Source organism: Roseibium sp. RP-7 (assembly GCF_053005225.1).
Genome location: NZ_JBRKQA010000003.1, coordinates 1 through 18,866 on the forward strand (window position 1 = coordinate 1; position 18,866 = coordinate 18,866).

An 18,866-nucleotide genomic window follows, 5' to 3' on the forward strand; every position below is an offset into this window, starting at 1 on the left:
CCTTGTTTGAAAGATCAGCGTACCTGCGTAACTCCTTAAAACCACCAGACATCCGAAAACATCCGATGATCGCAAGGCCAACGCCGCCTACGCTTCCCTTCCTTCAATAATCAAATTGTCAAAGAACCATTCGCCAGTCAGCAAATGCGGCCTGAAAGCCTTCAACCAAAGACGCCGAACCACTTCCCTGTTGCCAGGTCGATGCGGCAAAGTTGTTTGGTAGAACCAACAGCGAGGAGCGCCGTGTTGGCGGCGCCGCCGTCGATGGAGGGCGTTATACGCATGGCCTGAAGATGAGTCAACACTCTTTGTCAAAAAAGATTCACACAAGCCAAAACGTACGGATTCCCTTATCTAAATCATCGATTTAGTCCCGGAGCCTCGTCTTCTCCCGCGAATTTTTTCGATTTCTTTTTGTCTTTTTTGCTCCGGGAATACGGGAATGCCCACAGCCTCCCGTATGAGCCCCCTTATAAAGAAGACACGTAGCCCTATTGCGACCACAGAACCGACAAATTCTGCTCGTAACCCACCACCTCGAAGCGGTTCGCCTCGTGGGCATCCGTGCAGAAACAATTGACGATTTAAATCAAACACTGCATGTAGCAGGATCTGTTATGTTTAGCACCGCTGAAACATACTGGCCGTGGCCCAGGGCTGCGGGCTTCGGATTCACGCGATAGCTTAAAAGGACCGGACAGGTATTAATGCATTTGGGGCCCTTCCATAGCGCGCAGACCCTACGTATAGAGTTAGGTGAAGAGCCGCCGCTGCGCGGCTACGAAGGCCGTAGCGGCATGTCCGACCGTCGGCAGGTGTCTTTGCGCTGGTTTGCAGGTACCGTCCTGACAGGCGTCACTTCACTCGTATTGATGGGTGGAGCCCTCATGGCGGCACTCGACGGTCAATACAGTGTGGAAGCCGCACCCTCGTCCGGTGCATTTGTGAACGGCTTTGCCCTGTCCAGCGGTGGCGCCAAGGGCGATCGCGTCCTGCGCACCGCAGCCGAATATTCCAGCAAGCATGTCATCGACGTTAATGTGGTCACCCGCGAAGGTGACAGGGATCATATTCGGGTCCAGCCGCATGTCTTCGTCAGCGCAACGCTTGCGACCCGCAAGGATCCGGAACTCGCGGAGCGCATTCCCCCGTTCAATCCCTTGAACATGTTCGCTGACAATAACGACGATGATGGCGGCATCAGTGTTGCCGAAACCGGCACTCCGCTTCCAGCCGATTCCATCTATGGTGCAAAGCTGGAAAGCGAAGTCAGCATTTCGCTTGCCCCCTTCCCGTCTTCCAGCGGGGACATAGACCTCGACCGGACGCCGTCCGAAACCGAAGTTGAGCTTGCCGTTCGCGAAACCGCGCGCACTCTTTCTATTGACGCTGTCGAAATGGCGGCGAAATCCCTGGTTGATCCGGGCCGCTTCGATTTCAATCTCGCCCTGCAGCCCGACCTGGAACGCTACGCCGTGCGCATCACGCCGGAGAACGTTTCCTTCGTGTCCAAACAGGATGAGGACATCCGCTTTGCCGGGATGGACGAAAGCATCGTTCCCGTGACCAAGGACCAGGATCTGGTCGACGTCATGATGGATTATGACGCGACCGAAGATGAAGCACTTGCAATCTCGACTGCCTTCTCAAGCCTGTTCGGCATTTCGGACCTGACTGAAGGACAAAGATTGCGGATCGCCTATGCACCGTCGCCGGACGATCTGGAGCGGATGCGTCCTGAACGCGTCAGCCTTTATGAGAACACGGAGCACCGCGCTACGGTCGCCCGCTCGGACAGCGGCGCCTATATTGAGGCCAAGGAACCGAGCACGTTCCTTGCTGATGCCTTTGAGGAAGCCGACCGTGTTTCCTACGGCGGCCCGACCCCGGCAATCTACGACAGCCTCTACCAGACGGCTCTCGAACAGGACATGCCTGAAGAGATCATCAACGATCTGGTGCGCATGTTCTCCTTTGACGTCGACTTCAATGCGCGGGTCCAGCCGGGCGACGCCCTTGAGCTGTTCTTCACCGACGGCGACGACAACAGCCCGCCGAAGATCCTGTATGCCGCGCTCAACACCGGCAACACCACACGGGAATTCTACCGGTTCCGCACGCCAGACGACGGCGTGACCGATTTCTATGATGACACCGGTCAGAGCGCCAAGAAGTTTCTTATCCGCAAGCCGCTCAATGGCGGCAAGTTCCGCTCCGGTTTCGGCATGCGCCGCCACCCGATCCATGGCTACACCAAGATGCACCGCGGTGTGGACTGGTCAGCTTCGCGCGGAACGCCGATCATGGCGGCCGGGAACGGCACAATCGTCAAGGCCGGCTGGAGCTCTGGCTATGGCCGCCGTATCGAGCTGCAGCACACGAACGGCTATACCACGACCTATAACCACATGAGTGGTTTTGGCAGCGGCATCCGTGAAGGATCCAAGGTCACCCAGGGCCAGATCATCGGATATGTCGGCTCCACCGGCCTGTCGACAGGCCCGCACCTGCACTATGAAGTGCTCGTCAACGGCCGTTACATGGATCCGATGCGTATCAAGCTGCCGAAGGGCCGTACGCTGGATGGTGAAATGCGCACAGCGTTCGAAACCGAGCGCTACCGCGTCGACACCTTGCTGGACCGTGTCCGCAAGCCGTCGCGGATCGCTGCCATCAACTGACACTCCTGAAAAACAAAGTTCGGCCGGGGCCTTGGTACCCCGGCCGAACTTGTTGATGTCTGCACTCCAGACAGGCTTCGATCATTCAATCACCGCCTGAGGGACCGGCACCAACTTGACGCCGGCGACAATCAACCTACCGCTCATCCAGCTTCCGAAACTTCCTTCTGTCGTGCCTGGTCGCGGCGCAGAGCCATGTAGATCGCCGGGATCACCAGAACCGTCAGGATCGTCGACGATGCCAGACCGAAGAGCAGAGAAATCGCCAGCCCCTGAAATATCGGGTCGGTCAGGATAACAGCAGCGCCGATCATGGCGGCAAGCGCTGTCAACAGGATCGGCTTGAAGCGGATTGCCCCGGCTTCCAGCAGAACGTCCAGAAGCGGTTTGTCGGGCGTACGCGAATGCTGGATGAAATCGACCAGCAATATGGAGTTGCGCACGATGATGCCGGCAAGCGCAATGAAGCCGATCATCGATGTCGCCGTGAATGGCGCAGCAAACAGCCAGTGCCCCAGCATGATGCCGATCAGCGTCAGCGGAATTGGCGTCAGGATCACGAGCGGCAGTTTGAAGGAACCGAACTGGGCCACCACCAGGAAGTAGATGCCCAGGATCGCCACCATGAAGGCACCTCCCATGTCCCGAAAAGTGACCCAGGTGACTTCCCACTCGCCATCCCAGAGCAGTGTTGGCCGCGTTTCGTCTTCGGGCTGACCATGGAACGAGATCACCGGTTCACCGTCAGGTCCCCAATCCATGCCCTGGATCTTTTGTCCAACAGCCAGCATCCCGTAAACCGGTGCTTCGAACGCACCAGCCAGTTCGCCGGTTACCATTTCAACCGCGCGCCCGTTGTGGCGGAACACCGGAAAGGATGTCTTTTCCCTGCGAACCGTCACCACGTCGCCAAGCTCGATCACGCCCCGGCCTCCAGGCAATGCATTGGCCGGCACCGGCGTTGCAAGCACCGCTTCACCGATCACCATGTCACCCCTGGCTAGATGGATCCGGATCGGGATCGGATAACGCGCCCGGCCGCGGTGCGAATAACCGACCTCCGTTCCACCATAGAGGCGCCGGACGGTGTCGAAGACATCGCCCTGCTCGACCCGGTGATATTCAAGCCGGTCCTGATCGATGGCGATGCGCACCCGGTCGGCCTGGGTTCCAAAGGAATCGTCGACATCCACGATGAACGGCACGTCCTCGAAGGCCTGGCGAACCTTGCTTGCAACCGCGCGCCTGGTATCGGCGTCGGGCCCATAGATTTCCGCAAGCAGCGTCGCCAGCACCGGCGGCCCCGGGGGCGGCTCCACCACCTTCAACACGGTACCGGCGGGTAGGTCGAGACCTGTCAGCATCTCGCGGATATCCAGCGCGATGTCATGACTGGTCCGATCCCGCTCCCCCTTCTCGGTGAGATTGATCTGCACGTCGCCCTGTTCAGGCAGTGCCCGCAGATAGTAATGGCGAACCAGTCCGTTGAAATTGAAAGGCGAGGCAGTGCCCGCATAGCTCTGGAACGACAGGATTTCAGGCACCTCACCCAAACGGGCGACAATTTCCTGAAGAACCCTGTCCGTGTCCTCGACCGAAGACCCTTCCGGCAGATCGGCAAGCACCTGCAGCTCCGCCTTGTTGTCGAATGGAAGCAGTTTCACGGTAACGTCGGCGGTATAGAACAGCGCAAGCGAACCGATCGTGCAGACGCCGACGATCAGCAGAAAACCCCAGGCGCGCAGGCGCGAACCGATCAACGGTCTGGCAACCTTCGCGTAAATACGACCCAGAGCCCCGCCATGGGCTGCAGGCGCATGGGAATGGCCTCCGCCGCGGCCAGCGAATTTCATCATCAGCCAGGGTGTCAGCATCACGGCAACAAAGAACGAAAACAGCATCGCTGCCGAAGCATTGGCGGGAATCGGCGCCATATAGGGGCCCATCAAGCCTGAAACGAACAGCATCGGCAAAAGGGCGACGATGACCGTCAGCGTTGCGATGATGGTCGGATTGCCGACTTCCGCCACCGCTTCAACCGCGGCTTGCGTCCGGCTGCGATTATCCGACATGCCCCAGTGCCGGGCGATGTTCTCGATCACCACGATGGCGTCGTCCACCAGGATACCGATGGAAAAGATCAGGGCAAACAGGCTGACACGGTTGATGGTGTAGCCCATCAGATAGGCTGCAAAGAGCGTGAGCAGGATCGTCGTCGGGATCACCACCAGCGTCACCAGCGCTTCGCGCCACCCGATCGCCAGTGCGATCAGGACGACAATGGAGACTGTCGCAAGCCCAAGATGGAACAGCAATTCATTGGCTTTTTCATTGGCGGTCTCACCGTAGTTCCGGGTGATCTCCATATCCACGCCTTCGGGAAAGAGATCTCCGCGAATTGCTTCAAGCCGTGAAACGATTTCATCGGAAATCACCACCGCATTGGTACCCGGTCGTTTGCCAATGGCCAGCGACACCGCCGGGGCCAAGGTCAATGCTCCATCTTGCTTGCGAATATGGGCGACCCTGTGCTCTGCCGGTTGAGTGGCAAGGTCGATGCGGGCGACATCACGCACATAAACGGGCCGGGCATCACGAGCGGTCAGGAAGAGATTTCCGATCTCTTCGGCCGATTGCAACGTCTCCCCTGCGACCAGAACGCGCTGCTCTCCGGCTTCGCGAACATAGCCTGCGCGGAAGGACTTGTTGGCGCCCTCGATCTTGGCAGCCAGCTGCTGCAGCGTGATTCCGTAAAGCGACAGTTTTTCCGGGTCAGGTTCAACGCGAATGGCTTCCGGCTGCTCCCCGACGATGAACGTGAGACCGATGTCCGAGAGCTTGGCGATTTCGGTCTGAAGTTCACGCGCGATCCGGGTCAACCCGTTTGCCGTCCACCGTTCGGCGCCCCCCGGTGTCGGTGTCAGCGTAACGACGACAATGGCGACATCATCAATACCCCGGCCAACAATCAACGGCTCCGGAATGCCGACGGGGATCCGGTCCATGTTGGCGCGGATCTTTTCGTGCACGCGCAAGATGGCAGCGTCCGCGTCGGTCCCGACGAGAAACCGTGCCGTTACCAGCACACGGTCGTCCTGGGTCTGGGAATAGATATGCTCGACACCATCGATCGCCTTGACGATCGTCTCCAGCGGTTCCGTCACCAGTTTGACCGCATCATCCGCATTCAGGCCGTTGGCTTCCACATGAATATCGACCATCGGCACGGAGATTTGCGGTTCTTCTTCACGTGGCAGGGCAACAAGCGCAATCAGTCCGAGGGCAAGGGAAGCCATCAGGAACAGCGGGGTGAGCGGTGACCCGATGAAGGATCGGGTCAGCCATCCGGCAAGACCGAGTTTCATGGCACCAACACCCGATCACCGGCACGCAGTCCTGTCAGGATCTCGACCAGAACCGTCCCGTCGTGAAGAACATTTGCGCCTGGAACCACGGCGACATCCTGGGTGCCAGCCGCAACGGCAACCTGCACATAATCGACACCATGCCGGATCGAAAGAGCAGCTTCCGGCACCGCAATGACCTGACGCTCGCCGACGGGCACATGAACAAGGGTTCGTTCGTTGACGAAATAGTCTCCCAGGCCATCGACATCGACATCCGCCGTCACCCGGCCTTCGGTAATTTCGGGATAGACCTTCACGATCGTTCCGAAGGTTTGCCGGGTTGCGGTGCTCCCGGTCTCCGCAGCCTCTGGCTTGGGCTCAAGACCACGTCCACCCAGCAGGACTTTCGCTCCTGAGGTTATTTGGGCGGCATGACGCTCCGGGATGGAGAGACGCAGGAAGTATCGGCCGCTGGCAATCCGGGCGACCTCCTCTCCCGGCAGAATGACCGAGCCTTCCGTGACCGGCACCGTCAGAACGCGTCCGGCATTTGGGGCCAGGATCTCGCCTTCGCTGGCACGTTGGCGTACGACCGCCATCTCCGATTCCGCCGCAACGGTCTGGTTGGTGACAACATCGAATTGTGTGCGCACCTGGTCCAGCCGGCTTTGTGCCGCGCTGCCACGGGCGACCAGTTGCTCCACACGCTCCAACTCGGTGCGGGCATTGTGAAGCTGGGAGCGCAGAACCTCGATCCGGGCCTCCGCAGCCCCCAGTTCGAGTGCAATTTTCTCATCAACGACCAGGGCAATGACCTGGTCAGCCGTCACGACATCGCCCTCGCGCACGGAAATTGTCTTTATGGTTCCGCCAATGCGGGCACGGGCAGGAACGACCGTCCGGCTTTTGACCTCGGCAAATACCGCCTTGGTTTCCGGTACGGTGATCGGCTCGGCCAGAAATTCGCCGGCACGAGCCACCGGCGCGGCACCCGACGCTGCAGCCAGCGTCAAAAGGAAGAAAATGAAGATACCGCGTCTCATCTTGTCCTCCGCCTTACGAGAAGGCCACTCCCGGTTTCATGCCGAGCTTCTTGAAAATGATTGCTGCTGGACAAAAGCCGGTGACGGATGCCTGCATCAGGTTCAAGCCGACAAAGGCGTTGAGCAGATACCAGTAGGGCGAAACGTAAAATCCCAGCGCCAGGGACAAGAGCACCATGGCACCTGCAAACATCATGACTGCACGGTCGACTGTCATCTGAGTCTCCTTGATCGGATCAGCCGCCCTGGGGTTTCACCGAAGCGCGGCTCTTGTTTCACATTTATGAATATATGAATACCACAGCTTTTCGCGGGCCCGTTTGACAAAACGCAAATGCCCGGGCCAATCGAGCCACAAAACGAAAAACCCGCGGAAGTGTCCTTCCGCGGGTTTCCTTTTCATTTCTTTCAGCTTGCCTCAGATCAGGCGGCTGCGCTTTCCGAACCTTCCACCTGGAACATCAGGCGGTCTGACCCAGCCGTGACATCCACCGTCTGGCCGTCGAGGATTTCGCCGGCAAGCAGCTTTTCGGCGAGAGGATCCTGAACGTCCTTCTGGATCACCCGTTTCAGCGGCCTCGCTCCATAGGCTGGGTCGTAGCCCTTCTGAGCCAGCCAACCGAGAGCGCCGTCGTCCAATTTCAGCGTGATCTTGCGATCGCTGAGGAGAGCCCGCAGGCGCTCCAGCTGGATCTTGACAATATCGGCCATCTGCGCCCGCTGCAGGCGATGGAACAGCACGATCTCATCGAGACGGTTCAGGAACTCCGGACGGAAATGACCCCGCACGGCGCTCATCACCTCGTCGCGAACCGCATCCGTATCCTGACCTTCCGGCTGGTTGACCAGATACTCGGCCCCCAGGTTCGAGGTCATGATGATCAGCGTGTTGCGGAAGTCGACCGTCCGGCCCTGACCATCGGTCAGCCGACCGTCGTCCAGAACCTGCAACAGCACGTTGAACACGTCGCTATGCGCCTTTTCGATTTCGTCGAAAAGCACGACCTGATACGGGCGCCGCCGAACGGCTTCCGTCAACGCACCACCTTCCTCGTATCCGACATAGCCGGGGGGCGCGCCGATCAGACGGGAAACGGAGTGCTTCTCCATGTATTCCGACATGTCGATCCGCACCATTGCGCTGTCGTCATCGAAGAGGAACGACGCAAGTGCCTTGGTCAGCTCGGTCTTGCCGACACCGGTCGGTCCGAGGAACATGAACGAGCCAATCGGCCTGTTCGGATCCTGCAGACCGGCACGCGCCCGGCGCACCGCAGTGGAAACCGCATGAATGGCTTCTGCCTGGCCAATGACCCGGTTCGCCAGCATGTCTTCCATCTGAAGCAGCTTTTCGCGCTCGCCTTCCAGCATCTTGTCGACCGGAATTCCGGTCCACTTCGAAACGACCTGGGCAATGTGAGCCGGCGTCACGGCCTCATCGACCATGGCATCGGCATCCTCTGAAGCTTCCGCTTCGGCGAGTTTGCGCTCCAGCTCCGGAACCACGCCGTAGGCAAGCTCACCAGCCTTGGCCAGATCACCGCGACGCTGCGCGATTTCCAGGTCGATGCGGGCCTGTTCCAGCTGTTCCTTGATCTTCTGTTCAAGGTTCAGCTTTTCCTTCTCGCCCTGCCAGCGGTTGCTGAGTGCCTGCGACTTTTCTTCCAGATCCGTCAGCTCCTTCTCGAGCCTGGACAGACGATCCTTTGAAGCTTCGTCACTTTCTGCCTTCAGCGCCTCGCGTTCGATCTTGAGCTGGATGATCCGGCGATCCAGTTCATCCAGTTCCTCCGGCTTGCTGTCGACCTGCATCCGCAGCCGGCTGGCGGCTTCGTCCACAAGATCGATCGCCTTGTCCGGCAGGAACCGGTCGGTGATGTAGCGGTTGGAAAGAGACGCGGCCGAAACGATGGCACTGTCGGTGATACGGACCCCGTGATGGAGTTCGTACTTCTCCTTGATCCCGCGAAGGATCGAAACCGTGTCCTCGACCGTCGGCTCGCTCACGAACACAGGCTGGAACCGGCGTGCCAGAGCGGCGTCCTTTTCAACGTGCTTGCGGTATTCGTCCAGCGTTGTCGCACCGACACAGTGCAGCTCGCCGCGCGCCAGAGCAGGCTTCAAGAGGTTGGAGGCATCCATGGCCCCATCCGCCTTGCCGGCTCCAACCAGCGTGTGCATCTCGTCGATGAACAGGATGACCTTGCCCGCGGCCGCCTGGACTTCGGACAGAACACCCTTCAGGCGTTCCTCGAACTCACCCCGATATTTCGCGCCGGCAATCAGCGAGCCCATGTCGAGCGCAAGAAGCTGCTTGTCCTTGAGCGATTCCGGCACATCACCATTGACGATGCGCAGCGCAAGGCCCTCGGCAATCGCGGTTTTGCCGACCCCTGGCTCACCAATCAGAACCGGGTTGTTCTTGGTACGGCGCGACAGAACCTGGATGGTCCGGCGGATTTCCTCGTCACGGCCGATCACCGGGTCGAGTTTGCCTTCCCGGGCAACCTGGGTCAGATCCCGAGCGAATTTCTTCAGCGCGTCATACTGGTTTTCGGCAGTCGCGGTATCGGCCGTCCGGCCCTGGCGAAGCTGGTTGATTGCCTCGTTCAGTCCGTTTGGCGTAATGCCGTGCCGCTTCATCAGCTTGCCGGTTTCGCTGTCGCTGTCCATGGCAAGGGCGAGCAGAAGCCGCTCCACTGTGACGAAACTGTCTCCGGCCTTGTCGGCGATCTTCTCGGCCTGCTCGAACAGACGTGCGGTTGCCTGGCCCATGTAAAGCTGTCCGGACCCACCGGAAACTTTCGGCATCTTGTCCAGAAGGCCCTCAAGATCGCCCTTCAAGGCCTTGGCGTTGCCGCCGGCACGGTCGATCAGGCCACTGGCCATGCCTTCGGGATCATCCAGAAGAACCTTCAGGATGTGTTCAGGTGCGAATTGCTGATGGCCCCGCCCCAAGGCAAAGGTCTGAGCGGACTGAACAAAACCGCGCGCACGCTCAGTGTATTTTTCAAAGTTCATAAGTTACCTCCTACCCGTCCGCACCACCCGAAGCGTGGGGAACGATCTGGAATACGGACCCCTGATACGGGCATCCGCACAGCCTTTTGCAGTGCTGCTCCTCTAATATAGTGTTGCATATTCACCACAAAAGCCCCTGCGGCATCTTATTCTGTGCCGTCCGGAACGGATGTCTGCAAGCCAAACAAAAAACGGCGCCCATCATGGACGCCGTTTTATCTGTTTCAGCTTTATCGAGGCTGACTATCTACCGGATCATTCTCCGGCAGGAGCCTCGGCCGGAGCCTCTTCAGCCGCCTTGGCACGGCGCGGGCGCGCGACCCGGCGGCGTGGTTTCGGCTGATCCTCTTCGTCGGAACCGCCAGAAGCTTCAGCACCCTCCGCGGCGTCCGCCGTGGCCTGGCCTGCGTCAGCCTGATCACCGGAGGCCCGGCGCGGCGTGCGCGCACGAGGTGTCCGGGGGCGGCGGCGCGGCTTTTCGTCCGCTTCGTCGTCGCCGGCTTCGGCTTTCTCTGCCTTCTGGGAAGCGCCGTTGACCTTACCTTCCTGATCGATGACAGGCATGTCGTCGATGAAAGGCTGCGGGCTGTCGGCATCCATCAGGTCGTTGTCCGAGGAGGACACGTCCTGGGAAGACCGTTCTGCGCCATTGGAGTGGCCTGAGCCATTCGTTGCCGCGGCTTCGAAACCGTCTTCGGCTTCGTTGCGGGAAGAGGCATGCGCCATCGGCTGCTGTTGCGGCTGCGCGGCAGCCACAATGCGCAGATAGTGCTCCGCATGCTGGTTATAGTTCTCGGACATCACCCGGTCGCCGGATGCCTGGGCATCCCGTGCAAGCTGCTGGTACTTCTCTGCAACGTGCATCGCAGTACCGCGGATTTTCACATCAGGACCGTTTGATTCGTAAGTCCGGGTTAACGGATTTGGGCCCTTGCGGCCCCGTCCGCGCATACGCTTATTGCTTTGATTACCTGGTCTCATCCTGCCGTTTTCTCTTAAGGAACGGCGGTCAGCTTGACGCTGACCCAACATCGGAATTGCCTAAAACCGACACGAAATACCTGCCGAAACCAACAATGCTGGTTAGCGGCTGTCATTGAAAACATACGCAGCGCGCTAAAGGCCGATGGCCAACGCGATTGTCTTTTTCTTCGACAGTCCGAAACACCGGATAGTCCGATTTGCAACGGTTTCCAAAACGCTGAAGTTGCGCCGGTTCCCAGCTGCCGGATGCGCATGCCCCGCTAAACGCTGATAACATTTCCGGTCTCGGCAAGAGGAACGTACCCGTTTCCGTTGCGATTTCCAAGTGCTTTTTCGCCTTTGGATCAAATCCGCAAAATTAGAGCCTGCGCCCCACCACAACACGGTCGTTTCCGGAAAGATCTTTAATGATTTCAATCTCTACAAAGCCATGATGACGCAGCTGTTTTTCCAGATCCTCTCCTTGATCGAAGCCGATTTCGAGAGCGATCCAACCGCCCGGGCGCAGCAGCTTCACAGCATCCGCGACGATACGAACATAGGCTGTCAGGCCGTCCTCACCGCCATCAAGAGCAAGCTTCGGGTCATGCTGAATCACTTCGCGCGACAGTTCGGCGAGGACAGCGCTGCGGATATAGGGCGGGTTGCTGACAACCCAGTCGAAGCCGCTTTCCGGCCGCAGGGCGGAGGTATAGTCCGCCCGCACGGGAAGAAACCGGTCTTCCACGCCGTGCAGAGACGCGTTGCCTGCAGCACATTCGAGCGCCTGTTCCGACAGGTCCACCGCGATCATCCGGCTTCGGGGCAACTCGGCCAGCAACGTGACGGCGATCGCTCCCGTACCCGTGCCGATATCGCAGATAAACGGTGCTTCTTCAGGAGCACATCTTTCAAGCACGGCATCGATCAGGGTTTCAGTGTCCGGCCGGGGCTCCAGCGTTGCCTCGTTCAAATGAAATCGCCGGCCGTAGAAATCCCGCTCCCCGAGTATCCGGCCGACGGGCATCCCATCCAGGCGTTTCTGCGCATGGGCCTCTGCAAGTTCGGCCGCACCAGGTGCAGCCTCTTCCTGTTCACGAAAGACAAGATCCGACAGGGGCAGCTCGAGCGCCGCGCTGACCAGAAGCCTTGCATCCAGTTCCGGTGTCGGCAAACCGGCCACCCGAAACCGGTCGCGCACGGACCGGTAAAGCTGGCCGATGGTCACCTCAGGCCTCTTCGGTTGCCAGAAGATTGGTCTGGTGGTCCAGGATCAACGGCTCGATGACTTCGCCAAGCGCCTCCCCCGAAAGGATCTGCTCCAGCTTGTAGAGCGTCAAGCCGATACGATGATCCGTCACGCGGCCCTGCGGGTAGTTGTAGGTGCGGATCCGCTCGGACCGATCGCCGGACCCGACCTGCAACCGCCGGGCTTCGGTCCGCTCGCTCGCAGCCCGCTCGCGCTCCTCGTCATAGATGCGCGCCCGCAGAAGCTGCATGGCTCGCGCCTTGTTCTTGTGCTGCGAGCGTTCGTCCTGAACGGCAACGACGATACCCGTCGGCAAGTGCGTGATGCGCACTGCAGAATCGGTCGTGTTGACGTGCTGACCACCTGCGCCCGATGCGCGATAGGTGTCGATCCTCAAGTCGCTCTCCTGAACGTCGATATCGACGTCCTCCGCCTGAGGCAGCACGGCAACGGTTGCCGCCGACGTATGAATACGTCCGCCCGACTCGGTCGCAGGCACCCGTTGCACCCGGTGAACACCGGACTCGAATTTCATCTTGGCAAAAACGTTGTCGCCGGAAACGGACGCGATCACTTCCTTGTAGCCGCCGACTTCACCTTCGCTGGCAGACAGGATTTCCACCTTCCAGCCCTGAAGTTCGGCATAACGCTGGTACATGCGGAAGAGATCACCGGCAAAGAGAGCCGCCTCGTCGCCGCCGGTCCCCGCCCGCACTTCCAGGATGGCATCGTTGGAGTCCGCCTCGTCCTTCGGCAGCAGCCCGATGCGTACATCCTGGGCCAGTTCTTCGACGCGCTCTTCCAGCTCGTCGCGCTCCATTTCGGCAAGCTCGCGCATTTCCGCGTCGGAGGACGGATCCTGCACCAGTGACTTTGCACCGGCCAGATCCTGTTCCGCCTTGATCAACGCACGGATTTTGCCGACCAACGGCTCCAGTCCGGCATATTCCCGCGACAGCTTTACATAAGCGCCCGGATCCGGATTGGCGGACATCATGTGTTCGAGTTCAGCGAACCGGTCCAGCAGGGTATCAAGTTTGTGACGCGCCAGCATACGCGCTGATTCTCCAGAAATTATCGCTTTGACGGTGAGTTACGCCCGTTAGCGCTAAAGGGCAACATCGGTTTCGGCGGCAAAGCGCTTCAACACTTCCCGTATGTTGCTGTCATCGTGTCCCGGCTCCAGTCGCGGCAGCAACCTGGCGGACAGGCGACCGGCATCAAGGGTCCGAAGCATGGCTTTCACCGGCCCAAGAGACGCGGGCGACATGGAAAGGTCCCTGAAGCCCAGGCCTATCAACGCCATGCCTTCAAGTGGACGGCCAGCAAGCTCTCCGCAAAGGGTCACGGGCACATGAGCCTTATTTGCGGCATCCACGATGGATTTCAAGGCCCGGAGGAAGCCGACACCCAATGTGTCGAACCTGTCGGCAACACGCGTGTTGCCCCGGTCGACGGCGCAGAAGAACTGGAACAGATCGTTGGAACCGACAGACACGAAGTCGACATGGCTCATCAGTTCTTCCAGTTGGAACAGCAGCGAAGGCACTTCCACCATCACGCCCAGGCGGATGTTTTCCGGCGTGGCGTGACCGTGGCGGCGCAGGTGTTTGACTTCCTTGTCCACCAGCGATTTGGCCTGCAGGAATTCATCGACCACGGCAACCATCGGGAACATCAGTTTCAGGTCTCGGCCGGCGGCCGCATGCAGCAAGGCCCGGATCTGGGTTCTGAGCAGGCCCGGCCGATCAAGGCCGAGGCGCAGTGCGCGCCAGCCCATCGCCGGGTTTTCCTCCTGGATCGAGCGCAGGTACGGCAGCACCTTGTCACCACCGATATCGAGCGACCGGAACGTAACCGGTCGGCCCGCCGCCGCATCGAGAACCTGGCTGTACTGGGACTGCTGCTCCCGCATGCGCGGGAACGAAGACGCCACCATGAACTGCAGTTCGGTGCGGAAAAGGCCTACCCCGGCCGCGCCTGCCTCATCCAGGTGCGGCAGATCGACCAGAAGACCCGCATTCATCTGAAGCGAGATGTCGACACCGTCCCGCGTGACGGACGGCTTGTTGCGCAGGCGCCGATACTGGGCCTGTCGCCGCGCACGGAAGCGGACTTTTTCCGCATAGGCGTTTTCCAGATCGGCGGCCGGGCGCAAGTGCACTTCGCCGGTGTCGCCATCCACGATGATCGCGTCGCCGCCATCGGCCAGGCTGACGATATCATCCACGAGTCCGACCGTCGGGATGCCGAGTGCCCGGGCAACGATGGTCACGTGGCTTGTCGGACCGCCTTCTTCCAGCACCAGGCCGCGAATGCGGTCGCGACCGTAGTCCAGCAGTTCCGCCGCACCCATGTTGCGGCCGACGACGATCGCATCCTGGGGCAGTTCATCCAGGCCCGGGCCGTGTTCGCGGCCCATGAGTTCGCGAATAAGCCTGTGGGCAAGGTCGTCGAGGTCGTGCAGGCGCTCACGCAGATACGGATCGGTCTGGCGAAGCATCCGGGCGCGCGTGTCGCTCTGGACCTTTTCGACGGCAGCCTCGGCGGTCAGGCCGTTGCGGATCGCTTCCTCGATCTTCCGGATCCAGCCGCGGTCGTAAGCGAACATGCGGTAGGCTTCCAGCACCTCGCGGTGCTCGCCGATGGCCGCGATTTCTCCGCTGGCCAGCAGATCGTCGATCGAAAGACGCAGCCGGTTGATGGCAGCTTCCAGACGCCCCTTTTCCCGGTCCGTATCTTCCGCGATCAGGTTCGTGACGACGACACGCGGCTCATGCAGAACCACATGACCGAGGCCGACACCTTCGGCAAGGCCAACACCGTTGGAGGTGATCGGCCGGGAAAGATCCAGACCGGTGGCCTTCTGGGAAATGGCTTCCAGTTCACCGGCGGCGACCATTTCGGCGATCACCATGGCCGTCGTCTGCAGCGCTTCGACTTCGTCTTCCAGATAGGTCCGGTGAGACTTGTTCTGGACGACAAGAACGCCAAGCGTGCGGCCGGCTCTCAGGATCGGCACACCGAGGAAGGAATTATAGGCCTCTTCACCCGTTTCCGGCAGATAGGCAAAGCCCGGGTGGGCACTGGCGTTGGGCAGGTTCAGCGGCCGGGCTTCGGCCGCGATCAGGCCGACAAGACCCTGGCCGACGCGCAGCGACGCATTGTGAACCGCTTCGCTCTTCAGACCTTCGGTCGCATAGAGTTCGAGAACACCATCGGCGCGCAGGATATAAACGGAACAGACTTCCGCGACGACGTTCGAGGCGATCAACACCACGATCTTGTCGAGTCGCTCCTGCGCCGTGATCGGCTCCGCCATGACTTCGCGAAGCCGGCGGAGCAGAAGGCGCGGTCCGGCTAGGTTGCTGCGCATAGCGCCCCCGTTGATCCCGCTTCAAACAGGCCCCTTTTCTACAGGGGCCTGCCTCCCGGATGAACTATCCGTCCAACCCGTATAGCGAATGCAGAGTCCGCACCGCAAGTTCTGCATATGCTGAATCAATAAGCACAGAGATCTTGATCTCGGATGTGGTGATGGCTCGGATGTTGATACCCTTGGACGCGAGGCCGCGGAAACACTGGGCCGCGATGCCTGCATGCGAGCGCATGCCGATGCCGATGACGGAGACTTTCACCACGTCACGGGCGCCCTCAAGGTTCTGGAAACCGATGACGCCGCGATTGTCTTCCAGCACCTTGTTGGCGCGTTCGAAATCGCCTTCGGGAACCGTGAAGGTGATGTCGGTGGTCTTGCCATCCGGCGAAATGTTCTGGACGATCATGTCGACGTTGATGTTGGCATCCGCCAGCGGACCGAACACGGATTCGGCGACACCCGGCTTGTCGGCAACGTCACGAAGAGAGATCTGGGCTTCGTCCTTGGCATAGGCGATGCCGGTGACAACCTGCTGTTCCACGAGTTCATCCTCGTCGCAAATAAGAGTTCCAATCGGAAGGCCGTTCTCGCCGACCTGGGGCGCATCCGGATCGTCAAAGCTGGAGCGCACGAATGTTCTGACGCCATGAACCATGGCCATTTCCACGGAGCGCACCTGGAGCACCTTGGCGCCGAGCGAGGCCATTTCGAGCATTTCCTCGAAAGACACCCGGTCAAGACGCTGCGCCTTGGGCACGATGCGCGGATCGGTGGTGTAGACGCCGTCGACATCGGTATAGATATCACAGCGGTCGGCCTTGATGGCAGCGGCGATGGCAACGGCGCTGGTGTCGGACCCGCCACGACCCAGGGTCGCGATTCGGTTGTCCGGCGCCACACCCTGGAAGCCCGCGAGCACGGCCACCTGGCCCTGCTCGAGACGCTCGCTCAGGAAGCTGCCCTCGATATCGCGGATGCGGGCCGCACCGTGGTTCTCGTCGGTCTTGATCGGCACCTGCCAGCCTTGCCACGACCGGGCGTTGACGCCCATGTCCTGCAGCACGATGGCCAGGAGACCGGACGTCACCTGCTCGCCGGAAGCAACCACGGCATCATATTCGCGGGCATCGTGGAGCGGTGATGCCTCACGGCAAAACTCCACCAGCTTGTTGGTCTGTCCGGCCATGGCCGAAACTACCACCGCGACCTGATGGCCGGCGTCCACTTCCCGTTTGACATGGCGGGCGACGTTACGGATGCGATCGAGATCGGCAACCGAAGTCCCGCCAAATTTTAAAACCAGTCGGGCCATACCACTCGTATTCTTTATAGTCGTGTCTGGAAGCGCTGTTGCGCCTCTGGGATCGGCGCACATGCATACAGGCTGCGTTCCTTTGCTGCAACTGGGTGTCTTGACAAATAGTCTCAGACCTTGGAACGACTTCGAACCGTTGAATGACCAGGCGAAGCGCCAAGCCGCTTCACGCTCTTGAAAGGACCGTCCGATGACTGGCAGGGCTCAGGAAACCAGAAGCACGATCGACAGCGAGGAAGTCGCGCGCTTTTCCGCCATGGCAGAAGAGTGGTGGGACCCGACGGGCAAGTTCAAGCCCTTGCACAAGTTCAGCCCGGTGCGGCTGGGCTACATCAAGGAACATGTCTGCCGGCATTTCGACCGCAATCCGAAGACCACGGACGCGTTCAAGGGGCTGCGCTGCCTCGATATCGGCTGTGGCGGCGGCCTGTTGAGCGAACCGATGGCACGTCTCGGTGCCGATATGGTCGGCGCGGACCCGTCCGAAACCAACATCGAGATCGCCCGCCTTCACATGAAGACCTCCGGCCTTGAAATCGACTACAGGGCAGAAACAGCGGAAGCATTGGCAGCGGCGGGGGAGACCTTCGACGTTGTGTTCAACATGGAAGTGGTCGAGCACGTCGCCGACGTACCTCTGTTCCTGGAGGCCACCGCTCAAATGGTCCGTCCGGGTGGGCTGATGTTCGTCGCGACCATCAATCGCACGCTGAAAGCCTATGCACTTGCCATCGTCGGCGCCGAATACGTCCTGCGCTGGTTGCCGAAGGGCACACATTCCTACGAAAAGCTGGTCCGCCCTTCCGAAATCGAAGGCCCGCTTCAGACCGCCGGGCTCACCATGATCGACCGTTGCGGCGTCACCTACAATCCGCTGACAGACACCTGGGCCAGATCGCGCGATATGGACGTGAACTACATGCTGCTGGCGGAACGGGCGAAAGACAGCTGATGAGCGATCCGATCCTGTTCGTACCGGGCCTTCTGTGCACTGAAGCGCTCTACGCCCCGCAGATAGTTGCCTTTGCCGACCGACCGATCATGGTGGCAAACCACCGCGAACACGACAGCATCAAGGCGATCGCCGCCAGCATCCTGGAAAAAGCACCAGAGCGGTTTTCCCTTATCGCCTTGTCCATGGGCGGCTATGTCGCCATGGAAATCCTGCGCGAAGCGCCGGAGCGGGTTGGCAAGCTTGCCCTTCTGGACACCAACTCCCGGCCAGATACGCCCGACCAGTCGGAGCGCAGGCAGTTCCTCATCGACCTGACTCGCAAGAAGGGCTTTTCCAAGGTTCCCCACCTGCTTTACCCTGGGTTCGTTCATGAAAAGCGCGAGGAAGACGAAGAGCTGAAGGCAATCGTCGTCGAGATGGCGCAGGAAACCGGGCCCGAGGCCTTCATCCGCCAGCAGACCGCGCTTATCAACCGCATCGATTCCCGTCCCCGTCTCGGCGAAATCGCATGCCCCACGCTTGTGCTGGTCGGTGATGGCGACCGGCTCACACCGGTTGAAATCTCGCAGGAAATCCACGACCACATTCCTCAAAGCGAATTGGCGGTGATCCAAGGCAGTGGGCACCTGTCGCCTCTTGAAGCCCCTGAAAAGGTAACCGCGACACTGCGCGATTTTCTCAATCGCCCTTAACCCCGCAAATCGGCTGCACAAACCTGCGGCACAAATGCCTTTTACGTAAGAATCGGTATGCGATTTGATCCGTGTCAAAGCTTGGCCTTGATGCAAAGGTACAGTTACGTCACCTTTGGAGCGGGGCCCTGCGCTGGCAATGACAGAATGCGCAGGTCCGGGGACGGCAAGCCGGCGAAGAACGCCATGGCCAGCCGCAGGACGTCACACGAACAACCGGA

Annotated in this window: 12 protein-coding genes; 3 read left to right on the forward strand and 9 right to left on the reverse strand. The window is 60.0% G+C overall.

The features are described from left to right. Positions 1–707 precede the first annotated feature (707 nt). On the forward strand, positions 708–2,681 hold the full coding sequence (locus ACVDG9_RS22725; protein WP_173013818.1) for a M23 family metallopeptidase: 1,974 nt from the start codon (positions 708–710) through the stop codon (positions 2,679–2,681). Between the two features lie 143 nt (positions 2,682–2,824). Here the strand turns inward: ACVDG9_RS22725 and ACVDG9_RS22730 are convergent, their stop codons facing one another. The 9 genes from ACVDG9_RS22730 to ACVDG9_RS22770 form a co-directional block, all read right to left on the reverse strand. Beyond that, positions 2,825–6,046 carry an efflux RND transporter permease subunit gene (locus ACVDG9_RS22730; RefSeq protein WP_447239053.1) on the reverse strand — a complete coding sequence of 1,074 codons (3,222 nt, stop codon included), beginning with the start codon at positions 6,044–6,046 and terminating at the stop codon, positions 2,825–2,827. Further along, positions 6,043–7,071 carry an efflux RND transporter periplasmic adaptor subunit gene (locus ACVDG9_RS22735; protein ID WP_447239054.1) on the reverse strand — a complete coding sequence of 343 codons (1,029 nt, stop codon included), beginning with the start codon at positions 7,069–7,071 and terminating at the stop codon, positions 6,043–6,045. Before ACVDG9_RS22735 ends, ACVDG9_RS22730 begins: the two co-directional genes overlap by 4 nt. A 13-nt stretch (positions 7,072–7,084) precedes the next feature. After that, positions 7,085–7,288 (reverse strand): YgaP family membrane protein, encoded by a 204-nt coding sequence (locus ACVDG9_RS22740; protein WP_152505406.1) that lies wholly within the window; start codon positions 7,286–7,288, stop codon positions 7,085–7,087. Between the two features lie 206 nt (positions 7,289–7,494). Beyond that, positions 7,495–10,092, reverse strand: a complete 2,598-nt coding sequence (gene clpB / locus ACVDG9_RS22745; protein ID WP_023002993.1) for an ATP-dependent chaperone ClpB — start codon at positions 10,090–10,092, stop codon at positions 7,495–7,497. A gap of 255 nt (positions 10,093–10,347) precedes the next feature. After that, complete coding sequence (locus ACVDG9_RS22750; RefSeq protein ID WP_447239055.1) at positions 10,348–11,073, reverse strand: DUF4167 domain-containing protein; 726 nt, start codon at positions 11,071–11,073, stop codon at positions 10,348–10,350. A gap of 361 nt (positions 11,074–11,434) precedes the next feature. Then, positions 11,435–12,283 (reverse strand): peptide chain release factor N(5)-glutamine methyltransferase, encoded by an 849-nt coding sequence (gene prmC / locus ACVDG9_RS22755; RefSeq protein ID WP_447239056.1) that lies wholly within the window; start codon positions 12,281–12,283, stop codon positions 11,435–11,437. A gap of 1 nt (position 12,284) precedes the next feature. Further along, complete coding sequence (gene prfA, locus ACVDG9_RS22760; RefSeq protein ID WP_447239057.1) at positions 12,285–13,358, reverse strand: peptide chain release factor 1; 1,074 nt, start codon at positions 13,356–13,358, stop codon at positions 12,285–12,287. 54 nt (positions 13,359–13,412) lie between these two features. After that, positions 13,413–15,680: a phosphoenolpyruvate--protein phosphotransferase gene (gene ptsP / locus ACVDG9_RS22765; RefSeq protein ID WP_023002989.1), complete on the reverse strand. Its 2,268-nt coding sequence runs from the start codon at positions 15,678–15,680 to the stop codon at positions 13,413–13,415. A 64-nt stretch (positions 15,681–15,744) separates the two neighbouring features. Continuing rightward, the gene (locus ACVDG9_RS22770; protein ID WP_055659596.1) at positions 15,745–16,995 is read right to left on the reverse strand and encodes an aspartate kinase; all 1,251 of its coding nucleotides are present in this window, start codon (positions 16,993–16,995) and stop codon (positions 15,745–15,747) included. A 193-nt stretch (positions 16,996–17,188) separates the two neighbouring features. On the opposite strand from ACVDG9_RS22770, the gene ubiG reads away from it, so the two are divergent. Further along, positions 17,189–17,950 carry a bifunctional 2-polyprenyl-6-hydroxyphenol methylase/3-demethylubiquinol 3-O-methyltransferase UbiG gene (ubiG, locus tag ACVDG9_RS22775; protein ID WP_447239058.1) on the forward strand — a complete coding sequence of 254 codons (762 nt, stop codon included), beginning with the start codon at positions 17,189–17,191 and terminating at the stop codon, positions 17,948–17,950. Then, positions 17,950–18,645 carry an alpha/beta fold hydrolase gene (locus ACVDG9_RS22780; RefSeq protein ID WP_062486793.1) on the forward strand — a complete coding sequence of 232 codons (696 nt, stop codon included), beginning with the start codon at positions 17,950–17,952 and terminating at the stop codon, positions 18,643–18,645. The genes ubiG and ACVDG9_RS22780 overlap by 1 nt, the downstream gene beginning before the upstream one ends. Positions 18,646–18,866: the final 221 nt, after the last annotated feature.

Bases quoted from the DNA above. Each gene is read 5' to 3' on its own strand.
- ACVDG9_RS22730 (WP_447239053.1), bottom strand. From the start codon at position 6,046: ATGAAACTCGGTCTTGCCGGATGGCTGACCCGATCCTTCATCGGGTCA.
- ACVDG9_RS22750 (WP_447239055.1), bottom strand. From the start codon at position 11,073: ATGAGACCAGGTAATCAAAGCAATAAGCGTATGCGCGGACGGGGCCGC.
- ACVDG9_RS22780 (WP_062486793.1), top strand. From the start codon at position 17,950: ATGAGCGATCCGATCCTGTTCGTACCGGGCCTTCTGTGCACTGAAGCG.
- ACVDG9_RS22725 (WP_173013818.1), top strand. From the start codon at position 708: ATGCATTTGGGGCCCTTCCATAGCGCGCAGACCCTACGTATAGAGTTA.
- clpB (WP_023002993.1), bottom strand. From the start codon at position 10,092: ATGAACTTTGAAAAATACACTGAGCGTGCGCGCGGTTTTGTTCAGTCC.
- ACVDG9_RS22735 (WP_447239054.1), bottom strand. From the start codon at position 7,071: ATGAGACGCGGTATCTTCATTTTCTTCCTTTTGACGCTGGCTGCAGCG.
- ubiG (WP_447239058.1), top strand. From the start codon at position 17,189: ATGACTGGCAGGGCTCAGGAAACCAGAAGCACGATCGACAGCGAGGAA.
- prfA (WP_447239057.1), bottom strand. From the start codon at position 13,358: ATGCTGGCGCGTCACAAACTTGATACCCTGCTGGACCGGTTCGCTGAA.
- ptsP (WP_023002989.1), bottom strand. From the start codon at position 15,680: ATGCGCAGCAACCTAGCCGGACCGCGCCTTCTGCTCCGCCGGCTTCGC.
- ACVDG9_RS22740 (WP_152505406.1), bottom strand. From the start codon at position 7,288: ATGACAGTCGACCGTGCAGTCATGATGTTTGCAGGTGCCATGGTGCTC.
- ACVDG9_RS22770 (WP_055659596.1), bottom strand. From the start codon at position 16,995: ATGGCCCGACTGGTTTTAAAATTTGGCGGGACTTCGGTTGCCGATCTC.